15 protein-coding genes and 1 tRNA gene are annotated in these 18,722 nt (G+C 53.6%); 10 read left to right on the forward strand and 6 right to left on the reverse strand.

Annotated elements, in window-relative coordinates; genetic code table 11:
- The first annotated feature begins 27 nt into the window (after positions 1-27).
- The 5 genes from rpsA (at position 28) to pyrF (ending at position 4,441) form a co-directional block, all read left to right on the forward strand.
- Complete coding sequence (gene rpsA / locus MRBBS_RS07335; RefSeq protein WP_014870820.1) at positions 28-1,722, forward strand: 30S ribosomal protein S1; 1,695 nt, start codon at positions 28-30, stop codon at positions 1,720-1,722.
- 130 nt (positions 1,723-1,852) lie between these two features.
- Complete coding sequence (locus tag MRBBS_RS07340; protein WP_014870821.1) at positions 1,853-2,149, forward strand: integration host factor subunit beta; 297 nt, start codon at positions 1,853-1,855, stop codon at positions 2,147-2,149.
- A gap of 59 nt (positions 2,150-2,208) precedes the next feature.
- Positions 2,209-2,511 (forward strand): LapA family protein, encoded by a 303-nt coding sequence (locus tag MRBBS_RS07345; RefSeq protein WP_014870822.1) that lies wholly within the window; start codon positions 2,209-2,211, stop codon positions 2,509-2,511.
- Positions 2,511-3,677: a lipopolysaccharide assembly protein LapB gene (gene lapB, locus MRBBS_RS07350; protein ID WP_014870823.1), complete on the forward strand. Its 1,167-nt coding sequence runs from the start codon at positions 2,511-2,513 to the stop codon at positions 3,675-3,677. Before MRBBS_RS07345 ends, lapB begins: the two co-directional genes overlap by 1 nt.
- Positions 3,678-3,730: 53 nt before the next feature.
- Positions 3,731-4,441: an orotidine-5'-phosphate decarboxylase gene (gene pyrF, locus MRBBS_RS07355; protein WP_014870824.1), complete on the forward strand. Its 711-nt coding sequence runs from the start codon at positions 3,731-3,733 to the stop codon at positions 4,439-4,441.
- Between the two features lie 84 nt (positions 4,442-4,525).
- On the opposite strand, the gene MRBBS_RS07360 is transcribed toward pyrF, so the two are convergent.
- Positions 4,526-4,601, reverse strand: a tRNA-Asn gene (locus MRBBS_RS07360).
- Positions 4,602-4,669: 68 nt separating this feature from the next.
- Positions 4,670-5,854 (reverse strand): pyridoxal phosphate-dependent aminotransferase, encoded by a 1,185-nt coding sequence (locus tag MRBBS_RS07365; RefSeq protein ID WP_014870825.1) that lies wholly within the window; start codon positions 5,852-5,854, stop codon positions 4,670-4,672.
- A 219-nt stretch (positions 5,855-6,073) separates the two neighbouring features.
- Between MRBBS_RS07365 and uvrB the strand changes: the two genes are divergently transcribed.
- The gene (gene uvrB / locus MRBBS_RS07370; protein ID WP_014870826.1) at positions 6,074-8,143 is read left to right on the forward strand and encodes an excinuclease ABC subunit UvrB; all 2,070 of its coding nucleotides are present in this window, start codon (positions 6,074-6,076) and stop codon (positions 8,141-8,143) included.
- Positions 8,144-8,184: 41 nt separating this feature from the next.
- Here the strand turns inward: uvrB and rimI are convergent, their stop codons facing one another.
- Positions 8,185-9,303: a ribosomal protein S18-alanine N-acetyltransferase gene (rimI, locus tag MRBBS_RS07375; protein WP_014870827.1), complete on the reverse strand. Its 1,119-nt coding sequence runs from the start codon at positions 9,301-9,303 to the stop codon at positions 8,185-8,187.
- A gap of 214 nt (positions 9,304-9,517) precedes the next feature.
- Between rimI and MRBBS_RS07380 the strand changes: the two genes are divergently transcribed.
- Positions 9,518-11,008, forward strand: a complete 1,491-nt coding sequence (locus MRBBS_RS07380) for a RimK family protein (protein ID WP_014870828.1) — start codon at positions 9,518-9,520, stop codon at positions 11,006-11,008.
- 29 nt (positions 11,009-11,037) lie between these two features.
- Here the strand turns inward: MRBBS_RS07380 and MRBBS_RS07385 are convergent, their stop codons facing one another.
- Positions 11,038-12,192: a cation diffusion facilitator family transporter gene (locus tag MRBBS_RS07385; protein ID WP_014870829.1), complete on the reverse strand. Its 1,155-nt coding sequence runs from the start codon at positions 12,190-12,192 to the stop codon at positions 11,038-11,040.
- 539 nt (positions 12,193-12,731) lie between these two features.
- Between MRBBS_RS07385 and MRBBS_RS07390 the strand changes: the two genes are divergently transcribed.
- A complete protein-coding gene (locus tag MRBBS_RS07390) occupies positions 12,732-13,751 on the forward strand; it encodes a quinone-dependent dihydroorotate dehydrogenase (RefSeq protein WP_014870830.1) in 1,020 nt (339 codons plus the stop codon).
- A gap of 222 nt (positions 13,752-13,973) precedes the next feature.
- Here the strand turns inward: MRBBS_RS07390 and rmf are convergent, their stop codons facing one another.
- A complete protein-coding gene (rmf, locus tag MRBBS_RS18895) occupies positions 13,974-14,186 on the reverse strand; it encodes a ribosome modulation factor (protein ID WP_014870831.1) in 213 nt (70 codons plus the stop codon).
- A 321-nt stretch (positions 14,187-14,507) separates the two neighbouring features.
- On the opposite strand from rmf, the gene rlmKL reads away from it, so the two are divergent.
- Positions 14,508-16,715, forward strand: coding sequence for a bifunctional 23S rRNA (guanine(2069)-N(7))-methyltransferase RlmK/23S rRNA (guanine(2445)-N(2))-methyltransferase RlmL (gene rlmKL, locus MRBBS_RS07395; RefSeq protein WP_014870832.1), 2,208 nt, complete (start codon positions 14,508-14,510; stop codon positions 16,713-16,715).
- 92 nt (positions 16,716-16,807) lie between these two features.
- Here rlmKL and MRBBS_RS07400 read toward each other — a convergent pair whose 3' ends face one another.
- Positions 16,808-17,332 carry a hypothetical protein gene (locus MRBBS_RS07400; protein WP_014870833.1) on the reverse strand — a complete coding sequence of 175 codons (525 nt, stop codon included), beginning with the start codon at positions 17,330-17,332 and terminating at the stop codon, positions 16,808-16,810.
- Positions 17,333-17,411: 79 nt separating this feature from the next.
- Here MRBBS_RS07400 and MRBBS_RS07405 point away from each other — a divergent pair, with 79 nt between their 5' ends.
- Entirely contained in the window at positions 17,412-18,701 is a 1,290-nt protein-coding gene (locus tag MRBBS_RS07405) for a M18 family aminopeptidase (protein ID WP_014870834.1), read from the forward strand.
- Positions 18,702-18,722 lie beyond the last annotated feature (21 nt).

Raw genomic sequence — 18,722 nt, forward strand, 5'->3', positions numbered from 1 at the left:
ACTTGCGTTGAACATATAGGACTCATAATGAGCGAGAGCTTTGCGGATCTTTTTGAAGAAAGCCTAAAAGAAATTGATATGCAGCCAGGTTCCATCGTCCAGGGAACCGTTGTTGATATCGATAGCGACTGGGTCACCGTTAACGCCGGACTGAAGTCCGAAGGCGTTATCCCCGCCTCCCAGTTCCTGAATGAAAAAGGCGAGATGGAAGTAGTCATAGGCGACGTTGTAGACGTAGCCCTTGAAGCAGTTGAAGATGGTTTCGGCGAAACCCGCCTATCCCGCGAAAAGGCCAAGCGTGCAGAAGCCTGGACAGTGCTTGAAAAGTCCTTCGCAGCGGAAGAAGTGGTTAAAGGTATTATTAACGGCAAGGTTAAGGGTGGTTTCACCGTTGATCTGGCTGGCATTCGTGCGTTCCTGCCGGGTTCCTTGGTAGACGTTCGTCCGGTTCGCGACACCGCGCACCTCGAGAACAAAGAACTGGAATTCAAGGTTATCAAGCTCGACCAGAAGCGTAATAACGTGGTTGTTTCACGTCGTGCCGTTCTGGAAGCTGAAAACAGCGCCGAGCGCGAAGCTCTGCTGGAAACCCTGACCGAAGGTCTGACAATTAAGGGTATCGTCAAGAACCTGACTGACTACGGCGCGTTCGTAGATCTGGGCGGTGTTGACGGCCTGCTGCACATTACCGATATGGCCTGGAAGCGCATCAAGCATCCGAGCGAAATCGTGAACGTTGGCGATGAAATCAACGTCAAGGTTCTGAAATTTGACCGTGAGCGCAACCGCGTATCACTGGGTCTGAAGCAACTGGGTGAAGATCCCTGGGTTGAAATCAAGGCTCGCTACCCAGAAGGTAGCAAGGTCACAGCACGCGTTACCAACCTGACCGATTACGGCTGTTTTGCTGAGCTGGAAGAAGGCGTTGAAGGTCTGGTTCACGTGTCTGAAATGGATTGGACCAACAAGAACATTCATCCTTCTAAAGTTGTCCAGGTTGGCGACGAAGTGGGTGTGATGATTCTGGATATCGATGAAGAACGTCGTCGTATTTCTTTGGGTATCAAGCAGTGTGTATCCAACCCATGGGAAGACTTCTCTGGCAACTTCAACAAGGGCGACAAGATCTCCGGTAAGATCAAGTCAATCACTGACTTTGGTATCTTCATCGGTTTGGATGGTGGCATCGACGGTCTGGTTCACTTGTCTGACATCAGCTGGAACGAGACTGGCGAAGAAGCCGTCCGTGAATACAAGAAGGGCGACGAAGTTGACACTGTTATCCTGTCTGTAGATCCCGAGCGCGAGCGTATCTCTCTGGGTATCAAACAGCTGGAAAGCGATCCGTTTGCGGAGTTCGTTCAGTTGAATGACAAAGGCTCTATCGTTAAAGGTATTGTTTCTGCCGTCGATGCCAAGGCAGCTACTATTACCCTGAGCGATGAAGTTGAAGCAATTCTGAAGGCTTCCGAAATCAGCCGTGATCGTGTTGAAGATGCACGCAACGCGTTGAAGGAAGGCGAAGAAGTTGAAGCTAAGATCATCAGCATTGATCGCAAAAACCGCATTATCAACCTGTCCGTCAAGTCGAAAGACGTTGAAGACGACAAGCAGGCTCTGGATACAGTGCGTACCAAGACTGCAGAAAGCGCCTCCGGTGCGACCACCATTGGTGATCTCATCAAGGAACAGATGCAGCAGCAGAACGCCAACAAGGATTAATTTCTGAGTTGTGTTAAAAAAACGGGCTCTAAGAGCCCGTTTTTTTTGTGTTTTTTTTCGATGTGGCTAAACTAGAGGCATGGTAAAGTAGTTTTATTCATCGAATAAAAACGCAAGAGGGCAATGCCTCATGACAAAGTCGGAACTGGTTGAGTTAATTGCTTCAAAGCAGACGCAGTTGTCGGTTAAAGACGTGGAACTGGCGGTAAAAACCATCATCGAGCACATGTCCCGATCTCTGGCAGATGGCCAGCGCATCGAAATTCGCGGTTTTGGCAGTTTTTCCCTCCATCATCGTGCCGCGCGAGTAGGGCGTAACCCGAAATCCGGTGAAGCAGTACAATTACCGGCAAAATTTGTGCCTCACTTCAAACCCGGCAAAGAACTGCGCGAACAGGTTAACGAGAGCCTGAAACAGGGTTTCTGATTTTGCGTTGGGTGCCGTTTCTCAGTCGGGCCTGAATGGCCTTCAGGAGTTCTATTGTTATGGCGGGATTACAGAAAATCCTGATCGTTCTGTTGGTATTAGTGCTGGTTCTGTTAGCACTGGTGTTCTCGTTGAACAATCAGATGGCCGTTCCGCTGAATTTTCTGGTTTTTGAAACCCGCCCCCATGGTGTAGCGATGTGGATAATCCTGGCCTTTGTGATTGGCGCTGTGGTGGGTGTTCTGATGGCCACACTGGCTACGGTAAAGGCCAGGGTGTCGCGGCGATCCCTGCAGAAAAAGCTTGAACGTACTGAACAAACACTGGAAAAAGAGCGGGCCCAGAACGACCGGACGGTTTAATGGATATGATTTTTCAGTGGCTGCTGGTTAGCACAGCAGTCGCGGTTGGTTGGGCTGTTGGCCGCTTCGGGGGTTCGCGCAACCGCAATGAGGTAATAGCAGATGAAGAAACGGTGCGTGACCGTTTACAATTTCTGTTCACCAACTACTCCGACCAAGCCGTTGATAATTTTGTTCAGTCACTGGCGGTCAACCGCGACACCGTCAGCCTGCATTTATCCATTGGCAGCCATTTCCGCAACAAAGGCGAAACAGACCGCGCTATTCTGATTCATCAGAATTTGCTCGATCGCCCTGAGCTTCCTGCCCGTTATTCTCCTCAAGTGACCCTCGAGCTGGCTCTGGACTACCTCAATGCCGGTTTGCTCGACCGTGCAGAGACGTTATTGCAGCAGCTGATGGGCGATCGTGAATACGGCCGTAGTGCCGCAATCCAGCTGATTGATCTGTACGAACGCGAGCGTGAGTGGGGTAAAGCTTCTAAGGTAGCTCACACGCTCACCCGCGGTGACGCAGACCCTGCGATGTTTAAAATTCTGGCTTATCTGACCTGCGAAAAATCTGAACAAGCATTGCGCAAAGATGACCGCTGGAGCGCTCAGCGCTTGGCCAAAGAAGCGTTGGAATTCGACCGCTCTTGCGTGCGTGGCACTCTGATACTAATGAAATTGCTGACTCGTCAGGGTAGCTTCCGCGAAGCCGGCACCATGGCACTCAAAGTGTTCGAGCAGAACCCTGACTTCGGCCCGGAAGCCATCGACCAGCTGATGAAGCTGGAACGCGAACATGGCGATGTTGGCAAGCTCGGTCGCAAGTTGCGCAAACTTTATGAAAGCTACCCCAGCACCAGCTTGTTGCTGGCGCTGGTAGAATCGGTAGAGCGCCGCTCCGGCCGCCCGGCAGCTATTGCTCTACTTCGTGGCGAATTGGAAGTCCGCCCTAGCGTACGCGGCCTATTGCAGCTGGTTGAAATGGCCGGATACGAAAAGGGCATGACCACCGATGAAGGCCGTTTGGTCAGCCGTATCGGCGAATTGATACTGCACAACCGCTCTGTCTACCGCTGCGTAAACTGCGGTTTTGACGGCCAGCAGTTGCACTGGCTGTGCCCAAGCTGCCGTCAATGGGAAACCGTTCGCCCGATTCAGGGCGTAGACGCAGAATAAACCAGCGATCCCCTATAGATTACATCCATTCATTTAACGTCAGGAACCCCAGCGTGCAAGGCTCCCAAGCATCCCCCATCATCGTTGCCCTCGATTTCCCCTCTGATCAGCCGGCACTGGCTTTGGCCGATCAGCTGAATCCAGAAAAATGCCGCCTGAAAGTGGGTAAAGAGTTGTTCACCAGCAGCGGCCCAGCTTTAGTTCGCGAGCTTCAACAGCGTGGCTTCGAGGTGTTTCTGGATTTAAAATTTCATGACATTCCCAACACTGCCGCGGGTGCGGTTGCCGCTGCGGCGGACTTAGGTGTGTGGATGGTGAACGTGCACGCCTCCGGTGGTGAAAAAATGATGACCGCCTGCCGCGAACGCCTGGAACGCTTCGGCACCGACAAGCCGCTGCTGATTGCGGTCACCGTACTGACCAGCATGACGGAACACGACCTCAGCGGCATTGGCATCAATGTTTCTGCCGAAGAGCATGTGTCGCGCCTGGCCACCCTGACCAAAAACTGCGGCCTGGACGGCGTAGTCTGCTCAGCGCAAGAAGCCTCCAAGCTAAAAGCAGAGCAGGGTACAGCCTTTCAGTTAATTACCCCTGGCATTCGCCCGGCCAGCGCCGACAAAGGCGACCAGCAACGCATCATGACCCCCGTGGCGGCCTTAAAAGCCGGCTCCGACTATCTGGTCATCGGCCGCCCCATCACCCAGGCTGCTGATCCTCTGGCTGCTTTGGAAGCGATCTATGCTGAGGTGGCGGGCTTGTAGTTCGCGGTTGTTTCTGGCGCTACCACGGCAAACACCAGAACAAAAAAACCCGCTAATCCAAAGAATTAGCGGGTTTTTAAATAGTGGCTCCCCGAGCTGGGCTCGAACCAGCGACAAACGGATTAACAGTCCGTTGCTCTACCAACTGAGCTATCAGGGAACATCGTCGTAAGACGAAGCGCGTATACTAGTCATGCCGCCTCGCCTCGTCAACCCCCTCAGGGGAATTTATCCCAGAGCTTTCTTCAGCCGTTCAATCGCGTTCGTCAGAATTTCCTGGCTGGTGGCAAAACTCAATCGCATGTGCCCTGGCATGCCAAATGCTGAGCCAGGAACAAGCGCTACGCCTGCTTCTTTCAACAGCTTTTCCGCGAACTCCACATCGTTGCTCACGCTGCTATCAGCATCAATCGCGCCCTGAAAGCTCGGGAATGCGTAAAAAGTACCGTCGCCCCTCAGGCACTCAACGCCGGGCAAGGTGTTCAGGGCTTCCACCAGGTAATCGTGACGCTTATGGAATGCCGTCACCATGGTCTGCACGCAGTCCTGACTACCATCGAGTGCCGCTTGCGCAGCTGCCTGTGAGATAGACGCCGGGTTAGACGTGCTTTGCGACTGAATCTTCTTCATTGCGCCAATAACTTTGGCCGGGCCTGCGGCATAACCGATGCGCCAGCCGGTCATGGCATACGCTTTAGACACGCCGTTCAAGACAAAGGTACGGTCGTACAATTCCGGGGTGGCGTTTAGAATGTTGCAAAAAGGCTTACCCGTCCACAGAATTGGCTCGTACATATCGTCGGTGGCAATCATTACGTGCGGGTACTTTTTCAGTACATCGCCCAACGCTTGCAATTCCTCGAGGGTATACGCCATGCCGCTGGGATTAGACGGGCTGTTGATGACGAACAGTCGGGTGCGATCGGTGATCGCGCCTTCCAGTTGCTGTGGGGTGATCTTGAAGCGGGTTTCCGCGGTGCTTTTCAGAATGACTGGCCTGCCTTCGGCTACCAGCACCATGTCCGGGTAAGACACCCAGTAAGGCGCAGGAATAATGGCTTCGTCGCCGGCGTTCAGAACGGCCAGGGCAAGGTTGAAAAAGCTTTGTTTGCCACCACTTGATACCAGTATCTGGTTCGCTTCGTAATTTAGACCATTGTCGCGTTTGAATTTGGCAATAATTGCCTTCTTCAACGCTGGAGTACCGTCGACCGCGGTGTACTTTGTCTGGCCGTTATGAATAGCCTCAATTGCAGCCGCCTTGATGTGATCTGGCGTATCGAAGTCTGGCTCACCAGCGCCAAGGCCAATAATGTCTTGGCCTGCAGCACGAAGTTCTGCTGCTATGTTAGTGACTGCTAGAGTGGGTGAGGGCTTGATTGACTGCACACGGCTAGAAAGTTGAAGGTCCAAACTTGCGCTCCTTAAAGCTGCATCTGAAAAGGGCTGTGATCGGCCGGAGTCAGCTGCGCTGGCTGAACCTCCTCCAGCCGTCGATCAGGGAGATATTAGCACGAAGCCGGCGTAACACTAAATTTCTATGTACTATCTATGTACTATCTACGCACTATATTTCGGTAAGGTAGTGCCAATTTCCACGGCTTACAGAGCCATCGAGGATTTTCTCAGGTTATGGTCAACAGCTTTGAAAACGTTGAACAACCCAATGTGGGTGAGGGCGCTTTTCAGGTGCACTCACCCTACCTTCCGGCCGGTGATCAGCCTAAAGCCATAGCCGCCCTGGTAGATGGTATCGAATCCGGGCTGGCCCACCAGACCCTGCTGGGGGTGACCGGTTCCGGTAAAACCTTCACCATTGCCAATGTCATCCAGCAGATTCAGCGGCCCACCATCGTGATGGCTCACAACAAGACTCTGGCAGCCCAGCTGTATGGCGAATTCCGCGAATTTTTCCCGAATAACGCGGTCGAGTATTTCGTGTCTTATTACGATTATTACCAGCCAGAAGCTTACGTGCCGTCATCCGACACGTTTATTGAAAAAGACGCCTCCATCAACGAACACATCGAGCAGATGCGGCTGTCGGCGACAAAAGCTCTGCTAGAACGCCCGGATGCAATCATTGTGGCGACGGTATCGGCCATTTACGGTCTGGGCGATCCGCAGTCGTATAAAAAGATGATGTTGCATCTGGATCGCGGTGATCAGATGGATCAACGCCTTATTTTGAAACGTTTGGCTGAATTGCAGTACACCCGTAACGATATCGAATTCCATCGGGCGAATTACCGTGTGCGCGGCGATGTGATCGACGTGTTCCCGGCAGAATCGGAAAAAGAAGCCATTCGCATCGAGCTGTTTGACGACGTGGTAGAAAATTTGAGCTTTTTCGATCCGCTGACCGGCGAGATGCTTCGCCGTGTGCCACGAGTGACGGTGTATCCAAAGTCGCACTATGTAACGCCGCGACAAAACGTGTTGGACGCCATCGAGCATATTCGGGTGGAGCTAGACCAGCGTCTGACGCAGTTGCGCGACAACAATCGCTTGGTCGAAGCCCAGCGCCTGGAAGAACGCACTCGTTATGACATGGAGATGATGCAGGAACTGGGTTACTGCAACGGCATCGAAAACTACTCCCGCTATCTGTCGGGCCGGCCCCCTGGTGAGCCGCCACCCACGTTATTTGACTACCTGCCGGCGAACGCTTTATTGGTGGTGGACGAGTCCCACGCCAGTATTCCGCAGATCGGCGCCATGTATAAAGGCGACCGCTCGCGCAAGGAAACTCTGGTGGAATACGGTTTTCGCTTGCCGTCGGCTCTGGACAACCGCCCCATGCGCTTTGAAGAGTGGGAGCGCATTGCGCCGCAGATGATTTTTGTGTCGGCCACCCCCGGTAACTACGAAGCCGAGCACCAGGGTCAAGTTGTTGAGCAAGTTGTTCGGCCGACTGGCCTGCTTGATCCAGAAATTGAAGTACGGCCAGCGTCAACACAGGTTGACGATCTGATATCACAAATTCACGCCAGGGTAGCGGTCAACGAGCGGGTGCTGGTAACCACACTCACCAAGCGTATGTCAGAAGATCTCACCGATTTTTTGATGGAGCATGATATCCGCGTGCGCTATTTGCACTCAGATATCGACACGGTCGAGCGTGTGGAGATAATCCGTGATTTACGCCGCGGCGAATTTGATGTGCTGGTGGGCATTAACCTGCTGCGTGAAGGACTGGATATGCCGGAGGTGTCGTTGGTGACCATTCTGGATGCAGATAAGGAAGGCTTCTTGCGTTCCGAGCGTTCGCTAATTCAGACCATTGGCCGCGCCGCTCGTAACATCAATGGCAAGGCGATTTTGTACGGCGACCGCATTACTGGCTCCATGCAGCGAGCGATTGATGAAACGGCGCGCCGGCGAGCTAAACAGGCTGAGCACAACGAAATAAACGGCATTACGCCCCAAGGCCTGACCAAAAAAATTGCCGACGTCATGGAGGGCGCCAGCAGTGGTGGCCGTGGCCGCAACAAATCGAAGCGCCCGGGTCAGCAGGCCGCAGAAGAAGCCGAACATTACCGTGCTCTGGTGGGCAATAAGTCGCCGCAGGCAGTGCTCAAGGAAATGTCGCGATTGGAGGACGAAATGTACAAGGCCGCGGCCGATCTGGATTTTGAGACGGCAGCGCGATTGCGTGATGATATTTCCGAATTAAAAGAAGCGTCGCTGCGTACCGGATAACCGCTGCAGCAGACGGATGTTTTCGTTAGCTGACGCTTTCGTTAAACAGCGCGTTTTGGCCCCACAATCACCGCGGCTTGCAACGGCTGATTGCTGCCATAACGGGAAATCTTGCTGAACACCCGGCGGTCGATGGGCAGGTATTGCTTGTCGGCCACGGTTTCCCCCTCATCTACATCAATCTCTGGATCGTGCAGATACACAAACTGGTCGTCCATGGCGCACACGGTTACCCAGTGAGGTACCCGGCTGCGGTTTAGCTGCCAGGTGCTGATCAGAATCAGTGGAATGCGCCCGTCCAGCAGCGCTTGCTCTAACCCCGTCAGGGTCAGCGGGTCGTGATGGAGTTCAATGCCGGTTTGGCTGAGGTCGTGCATAAAGCCTTCGTGTACCAGCTCCAGCACCCGTTTTTTATCGTCGTTACGCACCGTGTCTTTAAACAGTGCGCCTTCGTTGCTGATCCATGCGCTGGCCTCAAAGCCTCTTTGCCAAGCCGCTAGTGCCAAGCCGTGGGGGCCGCAGCCGCCGTGGCCAGAGAGCATGAAAATGGTGGTGGCTTCACGCCAGATTTTGAGTTCTTCCAGGGTCGTTAGTGACTGCTGTTGGTTCAACGCCGCCATCGCCATAATCAACGCCGCGGGGCCACAGGTAAATTCGGTGGTCTGTGGGTAATAGGGTACCGGCGGGAATTGTGCGTGTGGCTTGTAAAACAGAATTCGGCGTTCAAAGCGGAGGGCGTTACCGTGATCTTCGTAATAATCGCGATAGCTGCCAAATTGGCGGTAGCCCAAACGTTTATAAAGCGCAATGGCGCCGGGGTTGTCTTCTCTTACTTCCAGGCGCATTACAATGCGCCCTGCGTCCGCCGCCTCGGTCTCAGCCATTTGAACCAGCTTTTCACCGATACCTTTACCACGAGAGCCAGGGTTAACGGCAATGGAGTAAATGCGCGCTAAACGAGTTGCTGCGCTCATCAATACCAGGCAATAACCCAACAGGGTGTCGCCATCGCTGGCCAGTAGTAACCGGTCCCGCGGCATTTCCAGAAAACGGCGAAAGCTGCGGCGAGAAATCCGGTCTTCATTGAAACAGCGATGCTCCAAGGCCAAAAGGGCGTCAAGATCGTCACTGACGGCCTGGCGAAGCACAATTGAAGACATAAATCGGTGGCCTGAACAGACGTACAAAAGGGCATGCGCACACGCTTCCCGTATTGGAGTATTATGGGCTTGCGCGGCGCGGGCGCAAGCATTGTAGGTATGCGTAAAAGCATCGATCATATGATGATTGTAGCGCACTGAATTGCCGCGTATTGTTGCGAAAATTTACCGATGCCATCCGCTGGATGTCGTCTTTTGAAAGTAGCGCCCAAATATGTCTCGATTGTTGATTGTGGTAGATCGCGCCAAAGACTGGGCGCCGTATTACCCGAGTACAGACGTACTGACGTTTGATCAGTACCTGCAATTCGCTGCGCCGGCTTCGAGCCGGGTGCGAGTGATTAATCTGTGCCAGAGTGCCCGCTACCTCAGCCGTGGCTATTACTGTTCTCTGCTTGCAGAAGCCCGTGGCCACAACGTGGTGCCTTCGGTGATTACGCTGAACGACCTGAGCCGCAAAGGCCTGTTTTCGTTGCAGCTGGAACAACTGGACGCCAGCGTGATTCAATGGTTGGATGCGGCTATTGTGCCTACAGCGGAGAATTCTCATTCAGCGAAGGAAGTGCGCATACGCACGTATTTTGGCGAGTCGTCCCAGCCGGAATTAAAACCGGTCGCGCGTGCGCTGTTTGATCGCCTCCCGTGTCCGATTCTGGAAGTGGTGTTCAAGCGCCGTAAAACCTGGCAAATCGAATCCATGAAGCCGGCTGCGCCGGTAGATTTGCAGGAACAGGAGCAAGACGTGTTTGCCAGCTCGCTGGATCGTTTCAGCGGTATGGTGTGGCGCAAGCCCCGTGCCCGCCGAAACTATCGTTTTGATCTGGCCATTCTGGTGAACCCGGATGAGGAAATGCCTCCCAGTGACAAAGAAGCCCTCAAACGCTTCGAAAAAGCCGGTCGCAAGCTGGGCATTAACGTAGAGCAGATCACCCGTCGCGATTACATGCGTATTCCAGAGTACGACGGCCTGTTTATTCGCGAAACCACCGCTATTGACCATCACACCTACCGCTTTGCCCGCAAAGCCGAAGCGGAAGGGCTGGTCGTTATTGATGATCCGGTGTCGATTCTGCGTTGCACCAACAAGGTGTATTTGGCCGACCTGTTAAAAAACAACAAAGTGCCCACTCCAAAAACCCTGATTCTGTCGAAAGATCAGAAAGACGCGGTAGAGCAGGTGATCAATGAGTTGGGCTTCCCGGTGGTCATCAAAATACCCGACGGTGCCTTTTCTCGCGGCGTTAACAAGGCTGAAGATGAGAAATCTCTGCGCGAAGGCTTGAGGGAACTGTTCAAGCAGTCGGCGCTGGTACTGGCTCAGGAATATTTTTACACAGATTACGATTGGCGCATTGGCGTATTGGGTGGGCGTGCCATTTACGCCTGCAAATACCTGATGGTGAAGGGTCACTGGCAGATCTACCAACACACGGAATCCAGCAGCAACAGCGGCGGTTTTGAAACCATGCCCACCTACGAGGTGCCGCGCAATGTGATTCAGGCGGCGCTGAATGCCACCCGTCTGATTGGTAACGGCTTGTACGGTGTAGACATCAAGCAGTCTGGTAACCGGGTAGCGGTGATTGAGGTGAACGACAACCCCAGCATTGACGCCGGGGTGGAAGATCTGTTCCTGGGCGGTGAGCTTTACACCCTGATCATGCAGGAATTCCTGTCGCGGATGGAAGCCAACCGTCGCCGCTAAGCCGTTAAAGAGCGTTTACAGACTGCTGCTCAGTCGGCAGTCTGCCAAACCCTCAGGCTTCCAAACCAAGGGAACTCGCTTAGCTGTGTGCGTAACTTGGCGCTATCGAAATCGGCCTCGCTGCCGTCTAGAAATAGCTCCAGATGCACCTTGTTTTTCAGGTAGTGCAGGTGCATCCGATTGCCAGTAGGCGCTTCAGGCGTGATCTGATTTATGGCCTTTTGAATGATTTTGCGAGAGGGCATCAAGGCCGACGTTGGGTGGTAGCTTTCATCGTCTTCCGCATCAATATGGAAGTTGATGTCACGAATGTTGTCCAGCTCTTTGCGCATGGCGCCTACCACGCGCATACCTACTTGGTGCCCTTCCGACACGCTGACGTCCGGGCGTACCACTAAATGCACATCCAATAGGATATCGTCGCCCATGCGCCTGCTGCGCAGTTCGTGCACATCACGAACGCCGTCGATATCACTGGCAATGGCAAGCAATCGCTCGGTGTCTTCAACAGAAAGGCCTGTGTCGACGAGTTCTTTTATAGAACTCCAGCCAAAGCTCCAACCCACATGGATGATAATACCTGCCACAACAACCGCTGCCAGGGTATCCAGCCACAAATAGCCCAGCATGGCGCCAATGGTAGACAGCACCACAATACCTGATGAGAAAGCATCAGTACGGCTATGCCAGGCGTTGGCAATGATCAGATCTGAACGTATCTCCTCGCCCACCTTACGGGTGTAGCGAAAAATCCATTCTTTGCCCACCACCGACAGCAGCGCCACAACCAGCACCGGCCAGCCCGGCGTGAAGGTTAGGTCGTCTGTGAATAGCCGTTGCACGTTTTCCCAGGCCAGGGCGGCGCCAACTGCAATTAGCAGGCTACCCATTAACAAAGTGCCAAACGTCTCAATGCGTTGGTGGCCGTAGGGATGGTCTTCATCTGGTGCCTGCCGAGATATCCGCATCACACCCAATACCATCAGGTCAGAGGCCACGTCCGTGAACGAGTGAATGCCATCCACCACCAGCGCGTGAGAATGGAACAGGGTGCCTACCACCATCTTGAACAGCCCCAAGATCGCGTCCAGCACCATGCCAATCACGGTAACCCGGCTGGCGGCCTGTTTTTCCTTGTCCAGATTGGCGTATCTGTCAGCGGGTGCCGGTGTCGTGTGTTCCATAGCAAATGCTCCAGAGCGCGTTTAACAATGCAAATCAAGCCTTGCCGGTTAGCCGGAATAAACCAGCGAAGGGTAGCGAGGTGTTTCAGATGTGGCCAAAGTGTCGTCGTGTTACTACGTATATAGATCAGGTAAAGTGTTTTTTCTGCTGATTTTATGTACAAGAGTGTAAGCCGATTGGCAGCCAATATGGTTTGTTATTTTAAAAACTGGTCGATTGCTAAGTATATAGGTTTTTGAAAATAAAGGAAATTTTAACTGATCAAAAAGTGAGCAATTAGTAACCAAGCGCTGCTTGCAAGGCGTGGAACGCGTTAAACCGGCATTTTCAACAGAGTTATCCACAGATTCCGTGGACAAGCCTGAGTGGAGCCAACCAGACAATGAGTTACGACGAAACTCGAACCGCGCCCTAACCGCGCAGGATGCTGTGGAAAACTTCCGGTATACTCCCTACACAAATTTTAGCGTGTATCTTGACGCGTGTGTTTGAGATTATTTTTGAGCGTATCTGTAAGAGTATCCTTGAGGGTGTTTTGATGTACGGGATGATTCGCAACCTGCTGTTCAAATTGCCGCCAGAGCGGGCACACAATCTTAGCTTGAAAGGGCTGGATGTGGCCCACCGGCTGGGCGTGCTGAAGTATTTGGCGCCGGATGTACCTGCACACCCGGTAACGGTGATGGGTCTGGAGTTTCCCAATCCGGTGGGATTGGCGGCGGGGCTGGATAAAAATGCCGATCATATGGACGCTTTGGGCGATCTCGGCTTTGGTTTTATTGAAGTGGGGACGGTCACGCCCCTGGCTCAGCCCGGCAATCCCGAACCCCGTATGTTTCGCTTGTCCGAACATCAGGCCATTATTAACCGCATGGGTTTTAATAACCAAGGCTTGGAGCGTTTACTGGCCCAGTTAGACCGCCGAAAATTTCGCGGGGTACTGGGTGTCAATGTAGGTAAGAATAAAAATACCCCTGACCAAGACTCGGCGCTGGATTACCGCAAGTGCATCACCGCCGTGTATAGCCGCGCTGACTATATTGCGGTCAACGTTTCATCGCCGAATACACCAGGCCTGCGGGATCTGCAATTTGGTGATTCGCTGAAGCGGTTGTTGGCCGCTGTAAAAGATGAACAACTCAGTTGCCAAAAAGAGCATGGACGTTATGTGCCCATCGCGGTGAAAATTGCGCCGGATATGGACGACGCTGACATTCGGTTTGTCGCAACGGCGCTGTTGGAAAGCGGACTGGATGGGGTGATTGCGACCAACACAACGATTAATCGCGAAGCCGTGGCCGGCCACAAGCACTGTAACGAAGCCGGTGGCCTAAGCGGTGCGCCGGTACGCGAACCCTCATTACGCGTTATTCGCGGACTGCACGCCGAGTTGGGTGAACGACTGCCGATTATCGGTGTGGGCGGAATTACTGATGGTGCCAGCGCGGCGGACAAAATTCAGGCGGGTGCCAAATTGGTGCAAATCTATACCGGCTTTATATACAGGGGTCCTGGGCTGATTGGTGAAGCGGCAGCAGCGATTAAAGCGCTGGGTTGAGGAAATGCCCACATGTTATCCATAAAAAAGGGCCCGCTAAGCGAGCCCTTTATGGGGAACTACAGTCCCCGGCGGTTTACCGCGATTTTACGGGGCGGGTGGCCCCGTTCGGTTTTATCGACTACTCATCCAGTTTTCAGATTGCTCCGATTAGTGGGTTGCGTACAAACACCGAACTTAATTTAGTAATGTCGTTAATGATAAACTTCACCACTACGTCCATCACGCAGTGGTGACGGTGGCTAATCGATGGATGCCAGAGACACCGGTCAAACCATCCCATTGATCTGTGCGGCCTTCTCGCCACCCATTTAGCCATTCTTGACGAACTTCAGCTTGTTCAATGGGACAGCTGTCTTTCGATTTACCGGACACTCCTGCGAGATAACCCCGCTTGAATGCTCGAGCGACCATGTCTCTTTTCTGTCTTTTCATGCCGTTCCTCACTGATGGATTAACAGAAACAAGCGTGTACACATTCTGCAGAGGCAGTGACAAACAGAGTGGCGAAATGATTTTCGCTACAACCCACTATTGCCAGCTCACACCAGAGCAGTCAGGATCCTGTTACTGGGGGCAGTTGCCCCGAAACGACGCGTCAAGTACAAGGTATGCCGAACTGGCTGTTAAAGTACAACACTATTTCGATCTAATAAGTCTATTTTTTAGACGCTATACGCATAAAAATTAGCCCTAAAGTGGTTAATGAGCCCAATTCCAGAAACTTAGCCGTCCCGATAAAACCAGGAGTTCAACTTGTCCCTACCTCTCTTTTTTGTAACCTGCCCGAAAGGCGTTGAATATTTGCTGGCGGACGAGCTGGACGGCTTCGGTCTAAGCCTGGTTCGCCACGCGCCTGCTGGTGTTTGGGTGGAGGGCACGTTGGAAGGGGGGTACCGTACTTGCATGTGGTCACGCCTGGCGAACCGAGTCATCTTGCATGTGGCGGAAGTCGCCGCAACCAGCGATGACGAGTTGTATGACGGCGTGGTGCATCTGGATTGGCAGCAGCACATTGCGGTTAGCGGCAGCTTCAAAGTGAATTTTATTGGCGAGAACGAAGCTATTCGCAATACCCAGTATGGCGCACAACGGGTGAAAGACGGCATTGTCGATCGCTTCACGGCCAACGGAGGTCAGCGCCCGGCGGTAGAGGGCAAAACGCCCGATGTGATTGTGTCGGCGCGCTTGCACCGCGGCCTGTTAACGTTGGGTATTGATTTGAGCGGGCACAGCCTTCATCAGCGCGGCTATCGCGAAGAGCAGGGCCGGGCGCCGCTGAAGGAAAATCTGGCAGCTGCGCTGCTGATTCGGTCTGGCTGGCCCGAAACGGTCGCCGCCGGCGGTGATTTTATTGACCCAATGTGCGGCTCCGGCACGCTGTTGATTGAAGCTGCGCTGATGGCTCTGGACATTGCGCCGGGCCGCCGTCAGGACGGTTTTGGTTTCGAAAAATGGCTCGGCCACGATGCTGAGCTGTGGATGTCGCTACGCCAGGAAGTGGAACGCCGTGCCCATGCCGGCAAACAAGGTCGCATACCGCGCATTGCCGGCTTTGACGAAGATCGCCGGGTCTTGTCAACGGCACGCAACAACCTGCAGAGGGCAGGGCTGGATAGCATTATTGAGCTCACAGAAATACCGCTGCAAGAGCTTGAACTCAACGGTGACTGGGCCGAACAGGGCTTGGTAGTGACTAACCCTCCTTACGGTGAGCGCCTGAGTGAGCGCAAGTCACTGGCAGAAATTTATCAGGCCTTGGGCGCGGCGGTAAAACGGGTAACGCCAAACTGGCGCCTGGGAGTGTTTACCGGAGCGCCGGAGTTCGGCAAATCCATTGGCCTGCGCAGTTTCAAACAGTACAAGCTGTTCAACGGTAAGCTGCCGGCCCAGCTGCTGCTGTTCACGGTAGATGAGGCCAGCGCGCGTATTCCGAAAGATCCGGCAGCGCCGGGTGAAATTCTACCGCGCATTGCCAACGAAGAACGCGCCGCCATGCTGGCGAACCGCTTGAAAAAGAACGTTAAAAGCATTGGTCAGTGGGCCCGCAAACAGAACATCAGCTGTTACCGCCTGTATGACGCCGACATGCCGGAATACGCATTGGCGATTGATATCTACAATGACTGGGTGCACGTGCAGGAATACATGGCGCCCAAGACCATCGACGAGCGTGCTGCTCGTGAGCGTCTGTCAGAAGCCCTGGCGGTGATCCCCGAAGCGCTGGGCATTCCGCGTGACCGCTTGGTGTGCAAACAGCGCTTGCGTCAAACCGGCGCCAATCAGTATGAAAAGCAGGCGGCCAGTGGCGAGTTTTTCCAAATACAGGAACACGGTTGTACGTTAAAAGTGAATTTGAAAGACTACCTGGATACCGGTTTGTTTCTAGACCACCGCCCGCTGCGCCAGTGGATTCAGCAGAATGCCCGCGGCAAACGCTTTCTGAATCTGTTCTGTTACACCGGCGCGGCCACGGTACACGCGATTGCCGGCGGTGCCAGCCGCTCTCTGAGCCTGGATATGTCACACACCTACGTCAGCTGGGCTAAAGATAACCTGGAACTGAACCAGGCTGATCCGCAAAAGCATCAGGTGGACGCGGTAGATTGTCTGGCCTGGCTGGCAAGCAAGCCCAAGCCTGACCAGCGTTTTGATTTGATTTTTATGGACCCACCCACTTTCTCCAACTCGGCGAAAATGATTGGGGTTCTGGATATTCAGAAAGATCACGCCAAGCTGATTCGCCAGGCCATGCAGCGTTTGACCAATGATGGCTTGCTGGTATTTTCCAACAACTTCCGCCGTTTTAAGCTAGACGACGAAGTCAGCGCGGAGTTTGCGGTTGAGGAGATCAGCAAAAGCACCATCGACAAGGATTTTCAGCGCAACCCGCGTATTCACCGCTGCTGGAACATACGCCACCCGCTGCAAGCGCGAGATAAGAGCGCCTTCTACGTTGGCTAAGGCTGAGGGGGCAGGGCCAGACAAGGGATAGATTTGAAATCTGTCCCTTGAGGATCAAGATCAGGATAGGGGACGGATTTCAAATCCGTCCCCTAAGAATCTTCTCCCTCAGAATCGGTCTCTTCGACGAATCCGTCGTCGCCCAGTACGCCGTAGTGTTGGGCCAACATTAGCAGCGCATACACGCCGTTTTCCGGCAGTTGCGGTTCCAGACCTTCCTCGATCAGCAGGGCGCGGCGTTCGTCTTCCAGGGTTTCGCTGTCTACGCCGGTGATCAGGTCGGTGATTGGTGCGATTTCAAAAGGCGCATCTTGGCCGATCGCCGTAAAAATTCGGTCGATCAGAATTTCGTCCGGATCCAAACCGTCTACGTAAACCGTCTGGTCAGGCAAGTCCTGGTGCAGTTCGCGGGTCAGTTCTATCAGTGGCACGCCCTGTTCTTCAAGGTAGTTCAGGTCGATATCGCCGGTATCGCCGTCTTCTGGCAGCCAGTCGTCTTCTGGTGCAATAACCACGGTTTTCATGGTGCCATCCACCAGTGACCAAGCCATGGCAGTGGGGAATAGGGTGTCGTCATTCTGATAGTATTCAATATCGAGAAAACACGGTTTGGCCAAGGGCTGGGCTCCTGTAGGATTGAGGATCTGGGTCTGCATGGCACACTATTGCCACTATTATTATTGAATTAAGGACACCATGGAACATATTGATTTCAACAACGATCTGCTTTCGTTTCTGAACCAGTCACCAACGCCCTGGCACGCTGTCGCTACCATGAAAAAGCAGCTGGACAGCGCGGGTTTTCATCCGCTGGATGAAAAAGACGACTGGTCGTTGCAAGCCGGCACCGGTTATTACGTTATTCGCAACGGCTCGTCGATTGTGGCTTTTCGTACTGGTAATACGGACACAACCAAAGCCGGCGTGCGCATGGTTGGCGCTCACACTGACAGCCCGTGCCTGAAAGTAAAGCCCAATCCGGTACTCCGTCGCAAAGGCTTCTTGCAACTGGGCGTTGAAGTCTATGGCGGTGCCTTGCTGAACCCGTGGTTTGATCGCGATCTTTCTCTGGCCGGGCGAGTCACATACGGTGACAGCAACGGGCAAGTGCAGGATGCGCTGATCGACTTCCGCAAGCCGGTGGCGTTTATACCCAGCCTGGCCATTCATTTGGATCGCGAAGCAAACAGCAACCGCACGGTGAACCCTCAAACCGATTTGCCTCCGGTCCTGATGCAGGTGCCTGAAGATGACACCACCGATTTTGCCAGCCTGCTGATCACTCAGCTGAAAGCCGAGAACGGCGTTACCGCCGAGCGTATTCTGGGCTACGAACTGAGCTTTTACGACGTGCAGCAAGCGGGCTTTGTAGGTCTGCGCAATAACTTTATTGCTTCAGCGCGGCTGGATAATTTGTTGAGCTGTTACATCGGCTTGCAAGCATTGCTGGAAACAAGCGGTGAACAGCCGGCGTTACTTGTGTGCAACGATCACGAAGAAGTGGGCAGTATGTCGGCTGAAGGTGCCCAGGGGCCTTTTTTAAGCTCGGTGCTGGAGCGCTGGTGTGGCGCAGGAAAAAGCCGTGCGATTGCCCATTCAATGATGATTTCGGCGGACAACGCTCACGGCATTCATCCGAATTTTATGGACAAGCACGACGAGAATCACGGCCCTCAGCTAAACGCTGGCCCGGTAATCAAAGTAAATCACAATCAGCGTTATGCAACCAACAGCCGTTCGGCGGCTGTGTATCGTCACCTGAGTGACCAGTTGGGCCTGCCCCACCAGACCTTCGTGGTGCGCAGTGATATGGGCTGTGGCAGCACCATAGGGCCGCTGACAGCCGCGAATCTGGGTGTGACCACCCTGGACATTGGCGTGCCCCAGCTTGGTATGCATTCCATTCGCGAGATGATTGGTTCCGACGACGCCTATACGTTGTTCAAAGTATTGACCGGTTTTTATCAAAGCCCCCAGGTTTTTTGACGGCCAGAATGAAGAATGCCG

This window comes from Marinobacter sp. BSs20148 (assembly GCF_000283275.1).
Lineage (GTDB): Bacteria > Pseudomonadota > Gammaproteobacteria > Pseudomonadales > Oleiphilaceae > Marinobacter > Marinobacter psychrophilus.

Coding starts and splice junctions, on each gene's coding strand:
- rpsA (WP_014870820.1), top strand. CDS start 28: ATGAGCGAGAGCTTTGCGGATCTTTTTGAAGAAAGCCTAAAAGAAATT.
- MRBBS_RS07340 (WP_014870821.1), top strand. CDS start 1,853: ATGACAAAGTCGGAACTGGTTGAGTTAATTGCTTCAAAGCAGACGCAG.
- MRBBS_RS07345 (WP_014870822.1), top strand. CDS start 2,209: ATGGCGGGATTACAGAAAATCCTGATCGTTCTGTTGGTATTAGTGCTG.
- lapB (WP_014870823.1), top strand. CDS start 2,511: ATGGATATGATTTTTCAGTGGCTGCTGGTTAGCACAGCAGTCGCGGTT.
- uvrB (WP_014870826.1), top strand. CDS start 6,074: ATGGTCAACAGCTTTGAAAACGTTGAACAACCCAATGTGGGTGAGGGC.
- rimI (WP_014870827.1), bottom strand. CDS start 9,303: ATGTCTTCAATTGTGCTTCGCCAGGCCGTCAGTGACGATCTTGACGCC.
- MRBBS_RS07380 (WP_014870828.1), top strand. CDS start 9,518: ATGTCTCGATTGTTGATTGTGGTAGATCGCGCCAAAGACTGGGCGCCG.
- MRBBS_RS07385 (WP_014870829.1), bottom strand. CDS start 12,192: ATGGAACACACGACACCGGCACCCGCTGACAGATACGCCAATCTGGAC.
- MRBBS_RS07390 (WP_014870830.1), top strand. CDS start 12,732: ATGTACGGGATGATTCGCAACCTGCTGTTCAAATTGCCGCCAGAGCGG.
- rmf (WP_014870831.1), bottom strand. CDS start 14,186: ATGAAAAGACAGAAAAGAGACATGGTCGCTCGAGCATTCAAGCGGGGT.
- MRBBS_RS07405 (WP_014870834.1), top strand. CDS start 17,412: ATGGAACATATTGATTTCAACAACGATCTGCTTTCGTTTCTGAACCAG.